The sequence below is a fragment of the Stenotrophomonas sp. CFBP8980 genome (assembly GCF_034046095.1).
In the GTDB taxonomy this organism is placed as follows: Bacteria; Pseudomonadota; Gammaproteobacteria; order Xanthomonadales; family Xanthomonadaceae; genus Stenotrophomonas; species Stenotrophomonas lacuserhaii.
Genome location: NZ_JAXCXF010000006.1, coordinates 100,376 through 122,334 on the forward strand (window position 1 = coordinate 100,376; position 21,959 = coordinate 122,334).

At 66.5% G+C, this 21,959-nt stretch carries 14 protein-coding genes; 6 read left to right on the plus strand and 8 right to left on the minus strand.

Annotation, left to right across the window (positions count from 1 at the left end):
- Positions 1-104: 104 nt before the first annotated feature.
- The 3 genes from metH to SOM47_RS13480 are packed head-to-tail and all read right to left on the minus strand — an operon-like array spanning position 105 to position 4,829.
- On the minus strand, positions 105-2,789 hold the full coding sequence (gene metH, locus SOM47_RS13470; RefSeq protein WP_320505858.1) for a methionine synthase: 2,685 nt from the start codon (positions 2,787-2,789) through the stop codon (positions 105-107).
- Positions 2,786-3,892 carry a homocysteine S-methyltransferase family protein gene (locus tag SOM47_RS13475; protein WP_320505859.1) on the minus strand — a complete coding sequence of 369 codons (1,107 nt, stop codon included), beginning with the start codon at positions 3,890-3,892 and terminating at the stop codon, positions 2,786-2,788. Before SOM47_RS13475 ends, metH begins: the two co-directional genes overlap by 4 nt.
- A gap of 7 nt (positions 3,893-3,899) precedes the next feature.
- Positions 3,900-4,829 carry an ArsR/SmtB family transcription factor gene (locus SOM47_RS13480; RefSeq protein ID WP_042614877.1) on the minus strand — a complete coding sequence of 310 codons (930 nt, stop codon included), beginning with the start codon at positions 4,827-4,829 and terminating at the stop codon, positions 3,900-3,902.
- A gap of 401 nt (positions 4,830-5,230) precedes the next feature.
- Between SOM47_RS13480 and SOM47_RS13485 the strand changes: the two genes are divergently transcribed.
- From SOM47_RS13485 to SOM47_RS13495, 3 genes are all read left to right on the plus strand, one after another.
- Positions 5,231-5,686 (plus strand): REP-associated tyrosine transposase, encoded by a 456-nt coding sequence (locus SOM47_RS13485; RefSeq protein ID WP_414715809.1) that lies wholly within the window; start codon positions 5,231-5,233, stop codon positions 5,684-5,686.
- Between the two features lie 654 nt (positions 5,687-6,340).
- Positions 6,341-7,516 (plus strand): acyl-CoA dehydrogenase family protein, encoded by a 1,176-nt coding sequence (locus SOM47_RS13490; protein ID WP_414715810.1) that lies wholly within the window; start codon positions 6,341-6,343, stop codon positions 7,514-7,516.
- An 89-nt stretch (positions 7,517-7,605) separates the two neighbouring features.
- The gene (locus tag SOM47_RS13495) at positions 7,606-7,899 is read left to right on the plus strand and encodes a hypothetical protein (protein WP_042614879.1); all 294 of its coding nucleotides are present in this window, start codon (positions 7,606-7,608) and stop codon (positions 7,897-7,899) included.
- A 102-nt stretch (positions 7,900-8,001) separates the two neighbouring features.
- On the opposite strand, the gene SOM47_RS13500 is transcribed toward SOM47_RS13495, so the two are convergent.
- The 3 genes from SOM47_RS13500 to SOM47_RS13510 are packed head-to-tail and all read right to left on the minus strand — an operon-like array spanning position 8,002 to position 13,127.
- Positions 8,002-11,175, minus strand: a complete 3,174-nt coding sequence (locus tag SOM47_RS13500) for a multidrug efflux RND transporter permease subunit (RefSeq protein WP_042614880.1) — start codon at positions 11,173-11,175, stop codon at positions 8,002-8,004.
- A 15-nt stretch (positions 11,176-11,190) separates the two neighbouring features.
- The gene (locus SOM47_RS13505) at positions 11,191-12,471 is read right to left on the minus strand and encodes an efflux RND transporter periplasmic adaptor subunit (RefSeq protein ID WP_320505861.1); all 1,281 of its coding nucleotides are present in this window, start codon (positions 12,469-12,471) and stop codon (positions 11,191-11,193) included.
- Positions 12,471-13,127, minus strand: a complete 657-nt coding sequence (locus SOM47_RS13510) for a TetR/AcrR family transcriptional regulator (RefSeq protein WP_320505922.1) — start codon at positions 13,125-13,127, stop codon at positions 12,471-12,473. The genes SOM47_RS13505 and SOM47_RS13510 overlap by 1 nt, the downstream gene beginning before the upstream one ends.
- A 263-nt stretch (positions 13,128-13,390) precedes the next feature.
- On the opposite strand from SOM47_RS13510, the gene SOM47_RS13520 reads away from it, so the two are divergent.
- The 3 genes from SOM47_RS13520 (at position 13,391) to SOM47_RS13530 (ending at position 20,270) form a co-directional block, all read left to right on the plus strand.
- A complete protein-coding gene (locus SOM47_RS13520) occupies positions 13,391-18,367 on the plus strand; it encodes an NAD-glutamate dehydrogenase (protein ID WP_192083382.1) in 4,977 nt (1,658 codons plus the stop codon).
- Positions 18,368-18,500: 133 nt separating this feature from the next.
- Complete coding sequence (locus SOM47_RS13525; RefSeq protein ID WP_057507938.1) at positions 18,501-19,274, plus strand: NAD kinase; 774 nt, start codon at positions 18,501-18,503, stop codon at positions 19,272-19,274.
- 48 nt (positions 19,275-19,322) lie between these two features.
- Complete coding sequence (locus SOM47_RS13530; RefSeq protein ID WP_042614885.1) at positions 19,323-20,270, plus strand: 5'-nucleotidase; 948 nt, start codon at positions 19,323-19,325, stop codon at positions 20,268-20,270.
- 88 nt (positions 20,271-20,358) lie between these two features.
- On the opposite strand, the gene SOM47_RS13535 is transcribed toward SOM47_RS13530, so the two are convergent.
- Together SOM47_RS13535 and SOM47_RS13540 are read right to left on the minus strand one after the other, a co-directional pair.
- Complete coding sequence (locus SOM47_RS13535) at positions 20,359-20,904, minus strand: DUF2939 domain-containing protein (protein WP_042614886.1); 546 nt, start codon at positions 20,902-20,904, stop codon at positions 20,359-20,361.
- A 64-nt stretch (positions 20,905-20,968) separates the two neighbouring features.
- Positions 20,969-21,955: an aldo/keto reductase gene (locus SOM47_RS13540; RefSeq protein ID WP_320505862.1), complete on the minus strand. Its 987-nt coding sequence runs from the start codon at positions 21,953-21,955 to the stop codon at positions 20,969-20,971.
- Positions 21,956-21,959: the final 4 nt, after the last annotated feature.

Below are 21,959 nucleotides of genomic sequence, written 5' to 3' on the forward strand. Positions count from 1 at the left end.
CGACCCACGGTCGGCGAGCGCAGCGGGCGGTTCGCGGCATTATCCCCGTCCGGCATCGGTAGCGCCGACCCATGGTCGGCGAGCGCAGCGGGCGGTTCGCGGCCTTATTCCGGATCGTAATCCAGGTTGGAGGCCAGCCAGCGCTCTGCCTGCACGCGGTCCACGCCCTTGCGCCGGGCGTAATCGGTGACCTGCTCGCGGCTGACCCGGCCAACCACGAAATACTGGCTCTTCGGGTGGCTGAAGTAGTAGCCCGAAACCGCGGCCGTGGGCAGCATCGCGAAGCTTTCGGTCAGCTGCATGCCGGCGTTGCCCTGTGCGTCCAGCAGCCGGAACAGGGTGTCCTTCTCGCTGTGTTCCGGGCAGGCCGGATAGCCGGGAGCAGGCCGGATGCCGCTGTACTTCTCGGCGATCAGGGCGTCGTTGTCGAGAGTCTCGTCGTTGGCGTGGCCCCAGAATTCCTTGCGCACGCGCTGGTGCAGGCGCTCGGCCAGCGCTTCGGCGAAGCGGTCGGCCAAGGCCTTGAGCAGGATTGCGTTGTAGTCATCATGGGCGGCCTCGAAGCGCGCCACGTGCGCATCGATGCCGATTCCCGCGGTCACCGCGAACGCACCGATCCAGTCTTGGCGACCGCTGTCGGCGGGGGCGATGAAATCAGCCAGGCAGAAATCCGGACGCTCGGCCGGCTTGTCGACCTGCTGGCGCAGGAAATGCAGCGTGGCCTCGCCGTCTGGGTGCTGGACGCGGACGTCATCGCCCACGCTGTTGGCCGGCCACAGCCCGAACACCGCGCGTGCCTGCAGCCACCGCTCTTTGACGATGCGGTCCAGCATCTGCCGCGCGTCGCGATACAGCTCGCTGGCCTGGCTGCCGACGATCTCATCGGTGAGGATCGCCGGATACTTGCCGGCCAGCTCCCAGGCTTGGAAGAACGGCGTCCAGTCGATGTATTCCACCAGTTCGGCCAAGGGATAGTCATCGAACACATGCAGTCCGGGCTGGTTGGGCGCCGGCGGCACGTAGTCCGCCCAGCCGCCATCGAAACGCTGCCCGCGTGCGTGGGCCAGGCTGACCAGGCGCTTGGCATCGCCGCGGTTGCTGTGGCGCAGCCGGATGTCGGCGTAGTCGGCTTCGTTGGCGGCCACGAAGGCGTCGCGCAGATCGCGCGAGATCAGCGACTGCGCCACGCCGACCGCACGCGAGGCATCCTTCACCCACACCGTGGGTGCCTTGTAATGCGGGTCGATCTTCAGCGCGGTGTGCGCGCGCGAGGTGGTGGCGCCGCCGATCATCAACGGCACCTCGAAGCCCTGGCGCTGCATCTCGCGCGCCACGTGGCTCATCTCTTCCAGCGACGGGGTGATCAGGCCGGACAGTCCGATGATGTCGGCGTTCTCGGCGCGTGCGGCATCCAGGATCTTCTGCGCCGGCACCATCACGCCCAGGTCGATCACCTCGAAGTTGTTGCAGGCCAGGACCACGCCGACGATGTTCTTGCCGATGTCGTGCACATCGCCCTTGACCGTAGCCATGATGATCTTGCCGTTGCTGCGCGCGGTGTCGCCGCTGCGCAGTTTTTCCGCTTCGATCCAGGGCAGCAGGTAGGCCACCGCCTTCTTCATCACCCGCGCCGACTTGACCACCTGCGGCAGGAACATCTTGCCGGCGCCGAACAGATCGCCGACCACTTTCATGCCGTTCATCAGCGGACCTTCGATGACATCCAGCGGGCGCGTGGAGGCCTGCCGCGCTTCTTCGGTGTCCTGCTCGACCCAGGCATCCAGGCCGTGCACCAGCGCGTGGGCCAGGCGGTCGGTGACCGGCTTCTCACGCCAGGCGAGGTCTTCGACCCTCGCCGCGCCCTTGCTGCCCTTGTAGCGCTCGGCGATTTCAAGCAGGCGCTCGGTGCCATCGGCGCGGCGGTTGAGGATCACGTCCTCCACGCGTTCGCGCAGCTCCGCGTCCAGTTCGTCGTAGATCGGCATCGCGCCGGCGTTGACGATGCCCATGTCCATGCCGGCGGCGATGGCGTGGTACAGGAACACCGAGTGGATCGCCTGGCGCACCGTCTCGTTGCCGCGGAAGGAGAAGGACACGTTGGACACGCCGCCGGAGACATGGCAGTGCGGCAGCGTGCGCTTGATGATGCGGGTGGCTTCGATGAAGTCCACCGCGTAGTTGTCGTGCTCTTCGATGCCGGTGGCGACGGCGAAGATGTTCGGGTCGAAGATGATGTCCTGCGGCGGGAAGCCGATTTCATCCACCAGGATGCGGTACGCCCGCTTGCAGATCTCGACCTTGCGTGCGCAGGTATCGGCCTGGCCGGCTTCATCGAAGGCCATCACCACCGCAGCGGCGCCGTAGCGCAGGACCTTGCGCGCATGCTCGCGGAACAGGTCTTCGCCTTCCTTGAGCGAGATCGAATTGACCACGCTCTTGCCCTGCAGGCATTTCAGCCCGGCCTCGATCACGCTCCACTTGGAGGAATCGACCATCACCGGGATGCGCGCGATGTCCGGCTCGGACATGATCAGGTTGAGGTAGCGGGTCATCGCCGCCTCCGAATCGATCAGGCCTTCGTCCATGTTGACGTCGAGAATCTGCGCACCGCTGGCCACCTGCTGGCGCGCCACGTCGACCGCTTCCTCGTAGCGCTCTTCCTTGACCAGCTTGCGGAACTGGGCGCTGCCGGTGACGTTGGTGCGCTCGCCGATGTTGATGAACAGCAGGTCCGGGGTGATGACCAGCGGTTCCAGTCCGGACAGGCGGGTATGAGGGGCCTTGCTCATGCCGCCTGCTCCCTTGCGCCGGGTAGCGCACGCGGCGGCAGGCCGGCGACCGCCTCGGCGATGGCGCGGATATGCGACGGGGTGCTGCCGCAGCAGCCGCCGACCAGGTTCAGCAGGCCATCAGTGGCGAAGCCACGCAGGGTGGCGGCCATCTCTTCGGGGGTTTCGTCGTACTCGCCAAACGCATTGGGCAGGCCGGCATTGGGGTGGGCGCTGATGTAGCAGCCGGCCACCTGGGACAGGGTTTCGACATGCGGGCGCATCGCATCGGCGCCGAGTGCGCAGTTGAGCCCGATCGACAGCGGTCGCGCATGCGCCAGCGAGGCATGGAAGGCTTCGGCGGTCTGCCCGGACAGGGTGCGTCCGGAGGCATCGGTGATGGTGCCGGAAATCATCACCGGCAGGCGTGCGCCGCGCGCATCGAAGGCCTCTTCCACGGCGAACAGCGCTGCCTTGGCGTTGAGCGTGTCGAAGATGGTTTCCACCATCAACGTATCGGCACCACCATCGATCAGCCCGTCGATGGCCTCGCGATAGGTGTCGCGCAGCTCGTCGAAGCTGGTGTTGCGGAAGCCGGGATCGTTGACGTCCGGGCTGATCGAGGCGGTGCGGCTGGTTGGGCCGAGCACCCCGATGACGAAGCGCGGCTTGTCCGGGGTGGTCGCTTCCATCGCATCGCAGCAGGCACGCGCCACGGCGGCGCCGGCCTTGTTCAGTTCGTACACCAGATGCTCGAGATGGTAGTCGGCCTGGCTGACCGAAGTGGCGTTGAACGTGTTGGTCTCCACCAGGTCCGCGCCAGCCTGCAGATACTCGGTATGGATGCCGGCGATGATTTCCGGCCGGGTCAGCAGCAGCAGGTCGTTGTTGCCCTTCAGGTCCTGCTCCTGCACCGGACCATGGTCGCAGCCGGCGCCATGCACGTGGCCGTCGGCACGGGTATCCACGCCGCCGATGAAGCGCTCACCCCGATAATCGTCCTCCTGCAGCCCATGGCGCTGGATCATCGTCCCCATCGCACCGTCAATGATCAGGATGCGTTCGCGCAGGGCGCTCAGCAGGGCAGTGGCACGTTCGGGATGCAACCAGGGCAGGGCGGGCACGGCGACCTCAGGCTTTGTTGGCGATCAGCGAAATGACTTCGAAATGCGGCGGGCGCTTTTCGCGCGTCACTGTCTCCAGGCTCGATACCTGCAGCCCGGCCTTGTCGACGAACTTGCGCAGCTCCTTGTCACTGAAGCCGAGGTTGACGTGGCCGTAGGCGTCCACCGCCGCCTTGTGTTCATGGCGGGCCAGGCTGCACAGCAGCAGACGGCCGCCCGGGCGCAGCACGCGGGCCGCTTCGGTCACTGCCTGGGCCGGCTTGGCGGCGTAGGTGAGTGCATGCATCAGCACCACCAGGTCGAAGCTGCGATCCTTGAAGGGCAGGGCATGCATGTCGCCTTCGCGCACTTCCACGTTGGGCAGGCGGCGCAGGCGCTCGCTGGCGGCGGCGACCACGCGCGCGCTGGTGTCGATGCACACATAGCGGCTGGCATGCGGGGCCACCAGTTCAGCGAGCACGCCATCGCCAGAGGCGATATCCAGCACGTCGCCGGTTTCCAGCAGGGGCAACGCGGTGCGTGCCAACGCCTCCCACGTGCGGCCCGGGGAGTAATGCCGTTCCATGTCACCGGCCACGCTGTCGGCCCAGTTCTGGTCGGCGGCACGGCTGGCCAGCACCGAGGCTACGCGTTCGGCGTCCTGGCGCAGCAGCGGGTCGTCGCTGCCGGTGCTCAAGGCATGCCACAATGCGCGCTGTGCCGGGTCCAGCTGGGCGTCGTCGAAGCGGTAATACGCGGACACGCCCGCGCGCCGGTCGCGCACCAGCCCGGCCTCTTTCAGGCGTGCCAGATGCGTCGATACCCGTGGCTGGGCCAGCCGGGTGATCGCCGACAACTCGGCCACAGTCAGTTCTTCCTGCTCCAGCAGCGCCAACAGGCGCACCCGGGTGGCGTCGGCGAACACTTTCAGCCGGGTCGACCAATCCTCGAGATCCATAAATATCCACCTATCGCGATAGAGAGATATTTTCGCCTGCAGGCGATGAACGGTCAAGCAACCGGAGGTCGGCGGTAGCGCCGACCCATGGTCGGCGAGCGCAGCGGTGCGTGGGCGGAGGGATTCCGCCGAGCATGGCTCGGCGCTACCGGGCGGCCAGACGGTAGCGCCGACCCATGGTCGGCGAGCGCAGCGGTGCGTGGGCGGAGGGATTCCGCCGAGCATGGCTCGGCGCTACCAGGGCGGCCAGACGGTAGCGCCGACCCATGGTCGGCGAGCGCAGCGGTGCGTGGGCGGCGGGATTCCGCCGAGCATGGCTCGGCGCTACCGGGCGCTTTTCCCATCCAATGCTGCTTGATCTGCTGATCCCCGCATCTGAACGCCTGCCCGAGACTTGGTGTATGTCGAGTCGCCATCTCCACCGCGGGCGCTTTTCTCGCCCAGGCAGCGTCTACGTCCTGACCACGGTTACCCGCGCACGTTGTCCAGTGTTCGAGGTTTCCAGCAATGCCGCGATCGTTGTCGATTGCCTGCGTGACATCGAGCGTGCGGGTATCAGCCATACCTTCGCCTGGGTCGTCATGCCCGACCACGTGCATTGGTTGCTGCAGCTGCGCCAGGGCACGCTGGGTGCCTGCATGCAACGGTTCAAATCACGCAGCAGCCGTCTGATCGGTCAAGCGGCCGGATCCGCGTCACGGCTGTGGCAGCCCAGCTACTTCGAGCACGCGCTGCGGTCGGACGAATCGCTGCTCAAGCAGGCGCGCTACATCGCGGCCAATCCCGTAAGAGCGGGTCTTGTCGATCGGCTGGGTGTCTATCCCTTTGCCTGGTGCCGCTGGCCCATGGATCCGTGACGCGTTCGGATCGGTAGCGCCGACCCATGGTCGGCGAGCGCAGCGGGCCGTGGGCGGAGGGATTCCGCCGAGCACGGCTCGGCGCTACCAAAGCGGGGAAGGGCGGCAAGACGGTAGCGCCGACCCATGGTCGGCGAGCGCAGCGGTGCGTGGGCGGGGGGATTCCGCCGAGCACGGTTCGGCGCTACCAAGGCGGCCAAGACGGTAGCGCCGACCCATGGTCGGCGAGCGCAGCGGTGCGTGGGGGGAGGGATTCCGCCGAGCACGGCTCGGCGCTACCAAAGCGGGGGAGGGCGGCCAAGACGGTAGCGCCGACCCATGGTCGGCGAGCGCAGCGGTGCGTGGGCGGCGTCAATCGGCCGAGCACGGCTCGGCGCTACCAAAGCGGGGAAGGGCGGCAAGACGGTAGCGCCGACCTATGGTCGGCGAGCGCAGCGGTGCGTGGGGGGAGGGGTTCCGCCGAGCACGGCTCGGCGCTACCAGGGCGGCCACACGGTAGCGCCGACCCATGGTCGGCGAGCGCAGCGGTGCGTGGGTGGCGGGAATCCGCCGAGCACGGCTCGGCGCTACCAGGCGGCGCAGCCGGCCGTGGGTGGAGGACTTCAAGGTTCAGCGCCCCAGTCAGCTGGCGATACCCCGCCCCCAGTACAATCCCTGATTCATTACCCGGGAGGGGTCGTTGTGGATTTCAGCTTTACCGAAGAGCAGTTGATGCTGCAGGACGTCGCGCGCCGCATCGCGCAGGAAAAAATCGCGCCCAGCGCCGAGCACCATGACCGCACCGGCGAGTTCCCGCTGGCCAACATCCAGCTGCTGGGCGAGAACGGGTTGATGGGCATCGAAGTGCCGGCCGAGTATGGCGGCGCGGGCATGGACCCGATCGCCTACGTGCTGGCCATGGTGGAAGTCGCTGCCGGTGACGCGGCCCACTCGACCATCATGTCGGTCAACAATTCGCTGTTCTGCAACGGCATCCTCACCCACGGCAATGAAGCCCAGAAGCAGAAGTACGTGCGCGCCATCGCCGAAGGGACCGCCATTGGCGCCTTCGCACTGACCGAGCCGCAGTCCGGCTCGGATGCCACGGCCATGCGCTGCCGCGCGGTCAAGCAGGCCGACGGCAGCTACGTGATCAACGGCAAGAAGAGCTGGATCACCTCCGGTCCGGTGGCCAAGTACATCGTCCTGTTCGCGATGACCGATGCGGACAAAGGCGCCAAGGGCATCACCGCGTTCCTGATCGACACCGACAACGCAGGCTTCAGCCGCGGCAAGACCGAGCCCAAGCTCGGTATCCGCGCATCGGCGACCTGCGAGATCGAGTTCAACGATTACGTGGCACAGGCTGAAGACGTGCTGGGCCAGGAAGGCGAGGGTTTCAAGATCGCGATGGGCGTGCTCGACGCCGGCCGCATCGGCATCGCCTCGCAGGCCATCGGCATTGCCCGTGCGGCGTATGAAGCGACGATCGAATATGTGAAGGAGCGCAAGGCGTTCGGTGCGGCCATCGGCACGTTCCAGATGACCCAGGCCAAGATCGCCGACATGAAGTGCAAACTGGACGCGGCCCTGCTGCTGACCCTGCGTGCGGCATGGGTGAAGGGAGAGGGCAAGCGTTTCAGCAACGAAGCGGCGATCGCCAAGCTGACCGCATCCGAAGCGGCGATGTGGATCACCCACCAGGCCGTGCAGATCCATGGCGGCATGGGCTATTCGAAGGAAATGCCGCTGGAGCGTTACTTCCGTGACGCCAAGATCACCGAGATCTACGAAGGCACTTCGGAGATCCAGCGTCTGGTCATCGCGCGCAACGAAACCGGGCTGCGCTGAGGCTTGGGCGAACGCAATGAAGCGGATCCATGAGCCGCTTCATTGCTGCGATCACCTAGAATGCCCGTCCTTTCAAGACAGGTACGGGCATGGTCATCTATCGCGGTGCAGGGTTCTTTACCCTGCTGACACCGATCGTCGCAGTGCTGTTGCTGCTCTGGCTGTACCCCGATCCGTCCGTCGCCAAGGGCAACATCACCTTGGCGCAGTTCCTGCTGGGTTGCGGCATCGGCGCGGCAATCAACGTGGTGCTGGGGGTCGTGCTCAATCGCGGCGTGCGCCCCGAGGGCGTGCCGGCGCGGCATCACTTCTTCTACCTGCCCATGCAATGGCCATCGCTGGCCATCGTGTTGGCGTGCGCGGTGGTTGCCGTACTGCGTTGAGCGGCGGGTGCGAATCAAAAAAAGGCCCCGGAGTGATCCGGGGCCTTTTCATTTGAAGCGTGACGGCTGGAAAGGCATGACGCTCAGCGGCCGTCACTACCCTCAGCGGTCCGGGCGGTGTGCGCCCTCTGCTTCGTGCTGGCGCTCCACGAACTCCTTGGAGGGCTCGTCCAGCTTGTCGCCCAGCATGCGGCGGACCACGATGAAGAACACCGGGATCATCAGCAGGCCGAGGAAGGTGGCGAACACCATCCCGCCGATCACGCCGGTACCGATGGCGTGGCGGGAATTGGCGCCGGCGCCGGTGGAGATGGCCATCGGGATCACGCCCATGATGAAGGCGAAGGAGGTCATCAGGATCGGACGGAAGCGCAGGCGGGCCGCCTCGATGGTGGCGTCGCGCAGGGTCCTGCCGGCAGCGCGCTGTTCCACCGCGAACTCCACGATCAGGATCGCGTTCTTCGCCGCCAGGCCGATCACCGTGATCAGGCCGATCTTGAAGAACAGATCGTTGGGCAGGCCGCGGGCCATCGAGAACACCAGCGCACCCAGCACGCCCAGCGGCACCACCAGCAGCACGGCGACCGGGATCGACCAGCTTTCATACAACGCGGCAAGGCACAGGAACACCACCACGATGGACAGTACCAGCAGCAGCGTGGCGGCGTTGCCCGCCAGGATTTCCTGGTAGGACATGCCGGACCAGTCGTAGCCGAAGCCGGCCGGCAGTTCATCGCGGACGATGTCTTCCATCGCGGTCATCGCTTCACCGGAGCTGCGCCCTGGTGCCTGCGAGCCCACGATGTTCACCGCCGAGTAGCCGTTGTAGCGGCTCAGCGACGGCGGCGCCGATACCCATTCCGAGCGCACCACGGTGCTCAGCGGGATCATCGTGCTGGTGCCGTCGGCATTGGTGTCCAGCGTGGACGGGCTGTAGAAGCTCTTCAGCGATGCTTCGCCGGTGCGGTACGGCGCATCGGCCTGCATGGTCACGCGCTTGATGCGCCCTTCGCTGAAGAAGTCGTTGACGTACACCGGCGCCAGCATCAGCTGGATGGTGCTGTACACGTCCGACACCGACATGCCCATTGCCTGCGCCTGCACGCGGTCCACGTGCAGGGCCAGCTGCGGGGCGTTTTCCAGTCCGTTGGGGCGCACGCCGGTCAGCAGGTCGCTCTTCTGCGCGGCCGCACCCAGCAGGGTGTTGCGGGCATTGGTGAGCTGCTCGAAGCCTGCACCGGTCCGGTCCTGCAGCCACATGTCGAAGCCGCCGAACTGGCCCAGGCCCTGCACGGTAGGCAGGTTGACCACGAAGATCTGCGCTTCCTTGATGCCGTAGAACGCGCCGTTCATGTTGCCGATCAGCTCGGGCACGGTGACCTCGCGGTCGGCCCAGGGCTTGAGCCGGATGAAGCCCATGCCCACGTTTTCGCCGGAACCGACGAAGCTGAAACCTGCGATCTGCAGCAGGCCTTCGAAGCCCTCCTGCTTTTCCAGGATGCCACGCATCTGCGCGAACACTTCGTTGGTCTGGGTCTTGGTCGAACCCGGCGGCAGCTGCACGATGGCCAGTGCGTAGCCTTGGTCTTCCTCGGGCAGGAAGCTGCCCGGCATGCGGGTGAACAGGAACGCGCACAACGCACCGAGCACCACGAACAGGATCATCCAGCGCGGCGCATGCTTCACCGCCGAGGTGATGTGGCCCACGTAGGTGCCGCTGATCCTGTCGTAGTACTTGTTGAAGGTTCGGTAGACGATGTTCGGCTTGTCGTTGTGCGTCGGCTTGAGGAAGGTCGCGCACAGCGCCGGGGTGAAGCCCAGCGCCAGGAACGCCGAGAACGCCATCGAGATGGCGATCGTCAGCGCGAACTGCTTGTAGATCTCACCGGCCGCACCGCCCTGCAGCGCAGATGGGATGAACACCGCCGCCAGCACCACGGTGATGGCCACCACCGCGCCGGTGATCTGGGTCATTGCCTTCTGGGTGGCTTGTTTCGGCGCCATCCCTTCGTCGGTCATGATGCGTTCGACGTTCTCGATCACCACGATCGCGTCATCGACCACGATGCCGATCGCCAGCACCAGCGCGAACAGGGTCAGCTGGTTGATCGTGAAGCCGATCATCCACATGCCCAGGAACGTACCCAGCAGCGCGACCGGGATCACCAGCGTCGGGATCAGGGTGGCCCGGAAGTTCTGCAGGAAGATCAGCATCACCAGGAAGACCAGGATGATGGCCTCGACCAGCGTCTTGATCACTTCTTCGATGGAGATCTTCACGAAGGTGGTGCTGTCGTACGGCGAGAACCAGCTGACACCGGCCGGGAAGCTCGGTTGCAGCTCGTCCATCTTCGCGCGCACCGCTTCGGCCACGTTCAGTGCATTCGCACCGGGCAGCAGCTGGATGGCGAAGGCACCGGTCGGCTTGCCGTTGTACTGCGTATCAAAGCCGTAGTTGCCCGCACCGAAGCCGATCCGGGCGATGTCCTTCAACAGCACGCGCGAGCCATCCGGGTTGGCGCGCAGGATGATGTTCTCGAACTCTTCGGGAGTGCTGAAGCGGCCTTCGGCCGATACCGTGGCGGTGAAGTGCTGGCCCACCGGGGCCGGGTCCGAACCCAGCGAACCGGCGGCGAACTGCACGTTCTGCTCGCGCACCGCCGCCAACACCTGGCTGGCCGACAGGCCGTAGCCCTGCATGCGCTCGGGGTTGAGCCAGATGTTCATGGCGTACTCGCCACCGAACTGCTGGGTGCTGCCCACGCCGGGAATACGCGAGACCTGGTCCAGCACGCGCGAGGCCACGATGTCGTTCAGCGCGTCACGGCTGTTGCCGCCGGTATCCGAACGCAGCGCCACCACCATCAGGAAGCCGGCATTGGCCTTGGCCACCACCACGCCCTGCTGGGTCACTTCGCTGGGCAGTCGCGGGGTCGCAAGCGAGACCTTGTTCTGCACCTGCACCTGGGCGATATCCGCATCGGTGCCGGTTTCGAAGGTCAGGGTGACCGTGGCGCGGCCATTGGACGAGGACGAGGAGCTGAAATACAGCAGGTGATCGATACCGGTCAGCTGCTGCTCGATCACCTGGGTGACCGATTTTTCCGTGGTGTCCGCGCTGGCGCCCGGGTAGGTGGCCGACACGGTGACTTGTGGCGGGGCGATGCTGGGGTAGGACTCCACACCCAGGTTGAGGATCGCGATCACGCCGCTGAGCGAGATCAGGATCGCTACCACCCAGGCAAAGACCGGGTGTTCGATGAAAAATTTAGGCATGACGGAGTTTTCCCGTTACTGCTTGGTCGAATCGGAGGCCGGCGCTGCCTGCTCGGCAGCGGCCGGAGCCTGCTGGGCTGCATCGGGCGCGGCCGCATCGGCGGCGGCATCACCCTGGGCGGCCGGTGCCTGGCCCTGCGCCGGTGCACCCTTGGCAGCGGCGGCAGCCTGCTCCGGGCTCCACGGCTTGGCCGTTGCCGGTGCGCCTTCCTTGACCTTCTGCACGCCGGCGACCACCACCTTGTCACCCGGCTGCAGGCCTTCGGTGACCAGCCAGTTGCCGCCCTGCGCGCCTTCGGTCTTGACGTTGCGGCGCACCACCTTGCCATCGGCCCCGACCACCATCAGGTAGCCGCCGGTGGCATCACGCAGCAGCGCCTGCTGCGGCACCAGGTAGGCGTTGTTGCGCTCGCCCAGGGTGGCCTGGAAGCTGACGAAGGCGCCGGGCAGCAGGATCCGGTCCGGGTTCGGCAGCACCGCGCGCAGCGATACCGCGCCGGTGGCCGGATCGACCGTGGTCGAGGAGAAGTCCAGCGTGCCGTTCTGGCCGTAGGTGGTGCCATCGGAGAGCTTGACCTGCACGGTGGCCTTGCCATCGCCGCTCAGCGCCAGGGCGCCCTTGGCCTGTGCGGCGCGCAGCTGTGACAGCTCGTCCACGCTCAGCGAGAAGTTCACGTACAGCGGATCCAGCTGGTCCACGGTGGTCAGCAGGGTGACGTCGCCCTGGCCGACCAGCGCGCCTTCGGTGACCTGCTGCTTGCCGGCCACGCCGCTGATCGGCGCGGTGACTTCGGCGTAGCCCAGGCTGATGCGCGAGCTGCTGACCGCTGCCTCGGACTGCTTCACCGCCGCCAGCGCGGTGCGCTCGGCCGATTCGGCGTTGTCCAGGTCGGCCTTGGATACATACTTCTGCGGGGCCAGCGAGCGCGCACGATCCGCGGCGACCTTGGCGTTGGCATAGGTAGCGCGGGCCGAGGCGAGCTGGGCTTCAGAGGCGTTGAGCTCGGCGCGCAGCGGCGCCGGGTCGATCAGGAACAGGGTCTGGCCCTGCTTGACCTCACTGCCTTCCTGGTAGACGCGCTTGAGCAGCACGCCCGGCACGCGGGCGCGGACATCAGCGCTGCGGAACGGCGACAGCCGGCCCACCAGCTCACGCTGCAGCGGCAGGGTCTGCGGCTTGGCATCGATCACGCCCACTTCCGGCGGCGGCGGTGCCTGCTGTTCTTCTTTCTTGCAGCCAGCCAGGGCAATGGCAACAGCGCACGTCAGTACGAGGGTGCGGAGTGGGGCGATCATCAGGAGAAACTCCGGAGTTGGTTTGAATGCGGTTGGGGCGAAGCGGCCGGCGCGAACGCGCGCAGGAAGCTGTCGACGGAAAATCCAGCCCAGCGCCGACGCGTCCCGGCGTCGTCGCGATGAGGCATGTGGAAGCGTTGCCGATCGAAATCCTGGCCACCGATCATGCTGATTAGCAGCTCGGCCATGAAGTGCGGGTCGTCATGCCGAAGCTGCCCCCGCGCGATCGCGGATTCGATCCATTCAGCAAGGTGAAGCGTCAGCGTCCCGGTGCCGTCGCGCCACAGGCTGCGGGCCTCGTCGGGAAACTGCGCCGCATCGGCGGAAATCATCCGGCAGGCCTGGGCGACGTGCGGCTGGTTGAAATGCTCGAGATAATCGGTGGCGAACTGCATCAGGCTGCCGCGCAGGTCGTCTTCGCGCAGGCCGCGCAACCCGGCTGTGGCCCGGCAGACGTGCCGTTCCACTACCCGGCGCATCAGTTCCTGCTTGCTGCCGTAGCGCGAATACAGGGTCTGCTTGGAGCACCCCGCGTGCTGGGCTACTGCTTCCATGCTCATCTGCATGCCATGCCGGGCGAGCAGTTCGCGCACCGCATCGAACACACGAAGATCGCGCGCGTCCATGTCGGCAGCGGGGAGGGGAGCGGGGTTCACGGAGTGGACTATACCGTCCAGTTCAGGATTGTGGAAACGTTTTGAGACGTGTTGCGGCATGTTCTGTCACAGGCTTTGCCGATCCTGTCGGCATCGACCGCCGGTCGCGACAGCCGTACGTGGGTGAACGGTGCGTCCGGTCGCTGCGTCCGATGTAAACCGCACCCAACCCGTATCTGCATATTCCGTCCTGCAGCAAGGCCTTTTCCTGCAACAGGGCTACAATTTCATTTTCCCAACTGGGCAACACGACTCGCTCTGCCATGAAATCGCAAAAGTCTGCAGTCAAAACCGTGAAAACCAAGCCCGCCACGGCGGAAACCCAGCTTGTCCCGGCAACTGGTTTCTCGCTGGAACCGGTGTACACGGCCTTGCGCAAGCGATACCCCGCGGCCGGGCAGGCCGAGGCAGTAGCGTTCGCCGCCGACTTCTACAAGCGCATGGAAGCGGACGAGTTCCCGCACCACAGCGTGGAAGAATGGGCCGCGCTGGCCGCTGACACGCTGGAGTTCGCGCGCAACCGCAAGATCGGCAAGGCCAACGTGCGCGTGTTCAACCCCACCGCCAAGGGCAATGGCTGGGAATCGCCGCATACCGTGCTGCAGATCGTCAACGACGACATGCCGTTCCTGGTGGACACGGTGACCATGGCGCTGGCCGAGCAGGGCATCGGCGTGCATGTGCTGGGCCACCCGGTGATCCGCTTCAGCCGTGACAAGGCCGGCAAGCTGGCCAAGGTCGGCGAGGGCGAGATCGAATCGGTGATGCTGCTGGAGATGGACCGCCAGAGCCCGGAAGCAATGGCCGAAGTCGAGCAGGGCATCGTCAGGGCGCTGGAAGAAGTGCGTTCGATCGTGCGCGACTGGCAGCCGATGCGCGACAAGGCGCTGGCCGTGGCCGACGACCTGGGCAGCCGCCAGCTGCCGGTCGACGATGCCTCGCGCAAGGAGGCGCAGGAGTTCCTGCGCTGGGCCGCCGACAACCACTTCACCTTCTTCGGCTACCGCGAATACCGCGTGCAGAAGGACGGCAAAGAGGACGTGCTGGCGCCGCTCAACGACACCGGCCTGGGCCTGATGAAGGGGCGCGACAAGTCCGCCGCGCGCCCGGTCAAGACGCTCGCCGCGCAGGGCCTGAACACCACCACGGGCCTGAAGGATGCGCTGATCCTGACCAAGACCAACGCGCGTTCGCGCGTGCACCGCGCCGGCTACATGGATTACATCGGCGTGCTGGAATTCGACGCCAAGGGCAACATCATCGGCGAACAGCGCTTCCTCGGCTTGTTCACCTCCAGCGCCTACAACCGCCGCCCGTGGGAAATCCCGCTGGTGCGCCAGCGCTATGAACACGTGATGCAGCGCTCGGGCCTGTCGTTGTCCAGCCACAGCGGCAAGGCACTGCGCCACATCCTGGAAACGCTGCCGCGCGAAGAACTGTTCCAGTCCAGCGAAGACGAACTGTTCCGCACCGCGATGGGCGTGCTGGGCCTGCAGGAGCGGGTCCGCAGCCGTCTGTTCCTGCGCCGCGACAAGTATTCCCGCTTCATTTCCGCGCTGGCCTTCCTGCCGCGCGAACGCTTCAACACCGACGTGCGCCTGCGCATCGAAGCGATGCTGCGTGACGCCCTGCACGGCGAGCACGTGGACAGTTCGGTGGTGCTGGGCGAATCGCCGCTGGCCCAGGTGCACCTGATCGTGCGTCCGAAGGCCGGCCCGGTGGTCGACGTGGACACCAACGCGCTGGAACAGAACCTGGCCCACCTGCTGCGCAACTGGCAGGACGACCTGCGTGAAACGCTGGTATCCCGCCACGGCGAGACCGAAGGCCTGCGCATCGCCTCGCGCATCGGCAAGGCACTGCCGGCCGGCTACATCGAAGACAACAGCACCGCCGTGGCGGCCAGCGATGTCAGCCAGCTCGATGCGCTGACCGGTCCGGACGACCTGCGCCTGAGCCTGCAGGCGGTGCCGCGCGAAAACGGTGATGGCCTGCGCCTGAAGCTGTATCGCCAGCTGGATGACATCCCGCTGTCGGACGCGCTGCCGATGATGGAAAACATGGGCCTGCGCGTGATCTCCGAGCGTCCCTACCGCCTGACGGTGGATGATGCCCCGGTGTACGTGCAGGACTTCGAGGTCGAATCGGTGGCCGGTGCCATCGACGCGGCCAGTGTCGATGAAGCATTCGGCGAGACCTTCGCCCGCGTGTGGCACGGCGATGCCGAGAACGATGGCTTCAACCGCCTGGTGCTGGCCGCGGGCCTGCACTGGCGCCAGGTCGCGATGCTGCGTGGTTACTGCAAGTACCTGCTGCAGACCGGCGTGCCGTTCTCGCAGGCGTATGTGGAAGGCACCTTCACCCGCTATCCGCTGCTGGCCCGCCTGCTGGTGGAACTGTTCGAAGCGCGCTTCGACCCGGCGACCGGCAACGAGAGCAAGGACGACATCGCACACGGCCAGGCCACGCTGAAGGCGCACCTGGACGTACTGGCCGCCGGCGACGAGGCGACCCTGAAGGTGCTCAAGACCGTGGTCGACGCGCGCAGGGGGCATCGCGACGGTCAGATGCAGGCCGCGCGCGATGCACTGTTGAAGCTGATGGACCGCGTCTCCAGCCTTGACGAAGACCGCATCCTGCGCAGCTTCATGGGTGTGATCGATGCCACGCTGCGCACCAGCTACTACCAGACCGACGCCAACGGGCGTCCGGGCCATGTCATCAGCTTCAAGTTCGATGCCGCCCTGGTGCCGGACCTGCCCAAGCCGCGTCCGTATCGCGAGATCTTCGTCTACGGTCCGCGCGTGGAAGGCGTGCACCTGCGTTTCGGTGCGGTGGCCCGTGGTGGGCTGCGCTGGTCGGACCGTCGCGAAGACTTCCGTACCGAAGTGCTGGGTCTGGTCAAGGCGCAGATGGTCAAGAACACGGTGATCGTCCCGGTCGGCGCGAAGGGCGGTTTCTTCGCCAAGACCCCGCCGGCCAGCGGTGACCGCGATGCGGTGTTCGCCAACGGCGTGGCCTGCTACAAGCTGTTCATCCAGGGTCTGCTGGACATCACCGACAACATCGTCAACAACAAGATCGTGCCGCCCATCGACGTGGTCCGCCACGACATGGACGACCCGTACCTGGTGGTGGCCGCCGACAAGGGCACCGCGACCTTCTCCGACATCGCCAACGGGCTGGCCGTGGCGCACGGTTTCTGGATGGGCGATGCGTTCGCCTCCGGTGGCTCGGTCGGCTACGACCACAAGGGCATGGGCATCACCGCACGCGGTGCGTGGGAATCGGTCAAGCGCCATTTCCGTGCGCTGGGCCATGACAGCCAGAGCCAGGACTTCACCGCCGCAGGCGTGGGTGACATGTCCGGCGATGTGTTCGGCAATGGCATGCTGCTGTCGCGCCACATCCGCCTGGTGGCTGCGTTCGACCACCGCCACATCTTCCTGGATCCGAATCCGGATGCGGCCAGCTCGTTCGTCGAACGCGAGCGCATGTTCACCGTGCCGCGTTCCAGCTGGGCCGACTACGATGCCAAGCTGATCAGCAAGGGCGGTGGCATTTTCCCGCGTACGCTGAAATCGATCGAGATCACCCCGCAGGTGCGTGAGGCGCTTGGCCTGGAAGATACGGTCAAGGCGCTGTCGCCGAACGACCTGATGAGCGCGATCCTGAAGGCTCCGGTCGACCTGCTGTGGAACGGCGGCATCGGTACCTACGTCAAGGCCACCAGCGAGCAGCACAGCGATGTCGGCGACCGCGCCAACAACGCGCTGCGCGTCAACGGCAGCGAACTGCGCTGCAAGGTGGTGGGCGAGGGCGGCAACCTCGGCATGACCCAGTTGGGACGCATCGAAGCGGCCCAGGCCGGCGTGCTGCTCAACACCGACTTCATCGACAACTCCGCCGGCGTGGACACCTCCGATCACGAGGTGAACATCAAGATCCTGCTCAACGACGTGGTGCGTGCCAAGAAGCTCACCGTCGATCAGCGCAACAAGCTGCTGGCGTCGATGACCGACGAAGTGGCCGCGCTGGTGCTCAATGACAACTACCGCCAGAACCAGGCCCTGAGCCTGATGGAGCGGATGGCGGTCAAGCGCCTGGGCTCCAAGCAGCACTTCATCCGCACCCTGGAACAGCAGGGCCTGCTGGACCGGCAGATCGAGTTCCTGCCGTCCGATGCCGAGCTGTCCCAGCGCAAGGCGCGCGGCCAGGGCCTGACCCGTCCGGAGCTGTCGGTGCTGCTGTCCTACTCCAAGCTGGTGGCCTTCCAGCAGCTGCTGGAATCGGACATCCCGGAAGATCCGTACCTGTCCAAGGAGCTGCAGCGTTACTTCCCGCAGCCGCTGCAGAAGAAGTATGCCGATGCCATGGAACGCCACCGCCTGAAGCGCGAAATCATCGCCACGGCAGTGACCAACCAGACCATCAACCGGATGGGTGCCACCTTCCTGATGCGCATGCAGGAAGACACCGGCCGTTCCATCGCCGAGGTCGCCAAGGCCTATACCATCAGCCGCGAAACGCTGGATGCGCGCGCGCTGTGGGCGCAGATCGACGCACTGGACGGACAGGTGCCCGAATCGGTGCAGGTCGATGCGCTGGAAGTGATCTGGAAACTGCAGCGTGCCTTCGTGCGCTGGCTGCTGTTCCGCCCCGGCCCGATGCCGGGCATCACCGAGGCGGTCAACCGCTACCAGGGTCCGTTCAACGACATCCGCGTGGCTTCCGGCGTGCTGCCTGATGCGCAGCGTCCGACCTACGAAGCGCTGGTGCAGCAGTGGGTCGAAAAGGGCCTGCCGGCCGGCCTGGCGCAGCAGCTGTCCGAGCTGCACTTCCTGGCCCCGGCGTTCGACATCATCGAACTGGCACGTACCCGCAAGCTCAAGCCGGTGGATGTGTCCAAAATCCACTTCCGTCTGGGCGAGGCGTTGAGCCTGCCGTGGCTGTTCGAGCAGGTCGATGCGCTGGAGGTCAACGGCCGTTGGCATGCGGTGGCACGCGGCGTGCTGCGTGACGAGCTGGCGGCCCACCACCGCAACCTGGCCGGCCAGGTGCTGGCCACCAAGGGCGGCACCGCCGAAGCCAAGGTGGCTGCGTGGGTCGGTCGTGACGACAACAGCCTGCGCTTTACCCTGGCCATGCTGGGCGAACTGGCCGAGCAGAAGACCCTGGACTACCCGACCGTCTCGGTCGCGGTGCAGCGCCTGGGCCAGCTGGCCTCGCACGGGGGGTAAGCCCCCCGGTGACCTGGCTCAAGGTGGGCGACGACCGTTGGTCGTCACCGCCCCGCATCAGCCAACGTGGCGCGGATTCCGCGCCACGTCCGGTTATGCTCTACCGGTACCCGCGCACCACCGGACATCCTGCATGAGCGATTCCCCCCGCATTGCCTTCCTGGCCAGCAACACCGAGCCGGCACGGCTTGCCCTCGCCGCCATGGTGGCGCGCCACGGCGAGCATGCGCCCGACGCGGCGGACGTGCTGTGTCCGCTGGGCGGCGATGGCTTCATGCTGCAGACCCTGCACCGGTATGGCCACCTCGGCCGGCCGGTGTTCGGCATGAAACTGGGCACGGTGGGCTTCCTGATGAACCAGTACCGTGACGCGGACGACGTGGCCGCGCGCATCGCACTGGCCGAGCCGGCCCACCTGCGGCCGCTGCAGATGACCGCGCTGACCGAATCGGGGACCTCGACCGGATCGCTGGCCTACAACGATGTCTCGCTGCTGCGCCAGACCCGGCAGGCCGCGCACATCGGCGTGGACCTCAACGGCCAGGAACGGGTGGCTGAACTGATCGGTGATGGCGTGCTGGTGGCCACCCCGGCCGGCAGCACTGCCTACAACTATTCCGCGCATGGCCCGGTACTTCCGTTGGGCTCGGCCACCATCGCGCTGACCCCGTTGGCGCCGTATCGGCCCCGCCGCTGGCGTGGGGCGATCCTGAAGGCCGATACCGAAGTACGCTTCCGCGTGCTCGATCCTTACAAGCGCCCAGTCAGTGTCACCGCCGACTCGCACGAGACCCGCGACGTGGTGGAAGTGACCATCCGCGAGTGCCGCGACCGCCAGGTGACCCTGCTGTTCGACCCGGAGCACAACCTCGAAGACAGGATCCTGTCCGAACAGTTCGTGTTCTGAGCGACAATAGGCCGCCGGCAACCGCCGGTTGCTGCAAGGAATTCCCCGATGGGCGACAACACTCCCCGATTGCTGACCGTCGCGGTGACCTCGCGCGCCCTGTTCGACCTGGAAGAGAGCCACGCGCTGTTCGAAAGCGATGGCGTGGATGCCTACGCCAAGTACCAGCGCGAGCACGAAGACGACGTGCTGGGCCCCGGCGTGGCGTTCCCGGTGGTGCGCAAACTGCTGGCGCTGAACCAGGGTGCCGGCCCGGAGAATCCGCGCGTCGAGGTGATCCTGTTGTCGCGCAATTCGGCCGATACGGGCCTGCGCATCTTCAATTCGATCCAGCACTACGGGCTGGGCATCATCCGCGCCACGTTCACTGCCGGCGAGCCGACCTGGCCCTACGTGAAGCCCTTCGGCACGGATCTGTTCCTGTCGGCCAATCCCGAATCGGTACGCAGCGCGCTGCGCCACGGCATCGCCGCGGCCACCATCCTGCCCAAGCCGCCGGGCGAGACCGCGGCCGCCGCCGCCGACCAGGTAGTGGATACCCGGCGCCCGGCCGGGCAACTGCGGATCGCTTTCGATGGAGATGCGGTGATCTTCGGCGATGAAAGCGAGCGTATTTCGCGCGAGCAGGGGGTCGAAGCCTTCGGCCGGCATGAGCGCGAGCGCGCCCGCGAAGCCTTGAGCGGGGGCCCGTTCCGCGGCTTCCTGTCGGCGCTGCATACGTTGCAGGAAGTGTTCCCGTCGGGAGAAGACGCGCCGATCCGCACCGCGCTGGTGACCGCGCGCTCGGCGCCTGCGCATGAGCGGGTGATCCGCACGCTGCGCGAATGGGGCGTGCGCCTGGATGAAGCGCTGTTCCTCGGCGGCCGCCACAAAGGCCCGTTCCTGCAGGCCTTCGGCGCGGACATCTTCTTCGACGATTCGCAGCACAACATCGACAGTGCCCGCGAACACGTCGCGGCCGGCCACGTGCCGCACGGCGTCGCCAACGAAACCTGACCGGACGGTTCATGGTAGCGCCGAGCCATGCTCGGCGAGCGCGCAGCGCGGGTGTCGCAGCCGCCGACCGTGGGTCGGCGCTACCCGTTTATTGCGGCACCGCGTTGCGCAGGTCGACGACCTGCCAGCGCAGGCCCTGCGGCTCCAGTACAACCTGCAACGGTGGCTGTCCGGGTCCACGGTCGACGTCCACCACGAAGCGGTCCAGCCGCTCGAAGCGACCCTTGGCCTGCTTCAACGGCTGCGCAGGCTGGGTCGGTGCCCACGAGTCGTTCCCCTGCAGTTCGTTGCGGCCGCGTTTGTACAGCGCGTGGCCCTGCAGCAGCGCACCGATCCCCATCGGGGTGATCATCGTATCCACCGCAGCGCCGCCCAGCTGGTCGCCGAGGCCATACAGCAGCGCGCCGAACGGACTGCCGGCCACGTCCGGACCGGCCTGGCGCACCATGTAGTCACTGACCTGCGCGCGCAGGCTGAGGCGCACGCGCGGGAAGTCCACGTAGCGCTCCAGCCGCGTCGTGTCGCGCTGTTCTATCGCCTGGGCGAGTCCATGCACGGTGAGGTAGGGGCCACTGAACCACCAGCCGGCCAGTGCCAGCAGCAGGACCAGCACGAAAGCGACGAATTTCTTCATGGCAGCAGGGGGTTTAGGGACAGGCCCACAGCGTGCCGCATCACGCGCGGACGTGGGTTAAGCCTCAGTGACTGGGTGAGCCGCTGCCATCCCCAAACGCCGCGACCAGGCGCGCGCGATCGGCCTCGCCCAAGCGCTCCGGCAAGGTGTGCAGCACCTCGTCCAGGCTGCCCACGCGGGTGGTGCCGAGGATGCCCGCGGCTACCCCGGGATGCTGCAGCACATAAGCGAACGCGGTCTGTGCCGGACGCTGTGAACGGATCGAGGCCACTGCCGCGCGCATCGCGCGGGCACTGCGCATCAGCCGCCGGCTGCTCGGCTTCAGCCACGCCCGCGCGAGATACCAGGCATCGGCGGGCCGTGGCAGCCGCGGTCGCGTCGGCAGCAAGTGGCCCTGGGCCAGCACGGTGCCTGCCAGCACGCCGATGCCGGCCGCATGCAGGCGGCTGATGTGTGATGCGCGATCCTGCTGCAGGGCGTTGTAGTCCAGCAGCACCACGTCGAAGGCCTGCGGTCGCGCCAGCATCCAGTCCAGCGTCACCGCCGAATGGGTATTGATGCCGGTGCTGCGGATCAGTCCGCGCTGGCGCAGCTGTTGCAACGCGTGCAGCAGCTCCTCGGTGACCTCTTCGCCCGCGATGCCGTGCAGCTGGTACACGTCCAGATAGTCCAGGCCGAGGTTGCGCAGCGAGGCTTCGCAGCTGGCGGTGATCGCCCCGGGTGAGAAATCGCGCTGCTCGGCGCCGCTGAGGCCGGCCTGGCCGGTCAACGTTCCGCCTTTGCTGGAGATCACCAGCGAGTCACGCGGGAAGCGCGACAGCAGCGGCTTGAGGATGCGCCCGAGTCGCGGTTCGGCGTTGAACGCGGAATAGTTGTGGCCGGTGTCCAGCAGGTTGACTCCCTGCTCCAGCGCATGCGCCACCACCCGTGCCGCGTCGGATTCGGGAAAGCGACGATGGCCCCAGAAGCCGGAGCAGCCCAGCCCGATCGGCGACACCTGCAGTCCGCTGCGTCCCAGCGTGCGGCGCTGTTGCGGCAGCGGCGTTGCCATCCGG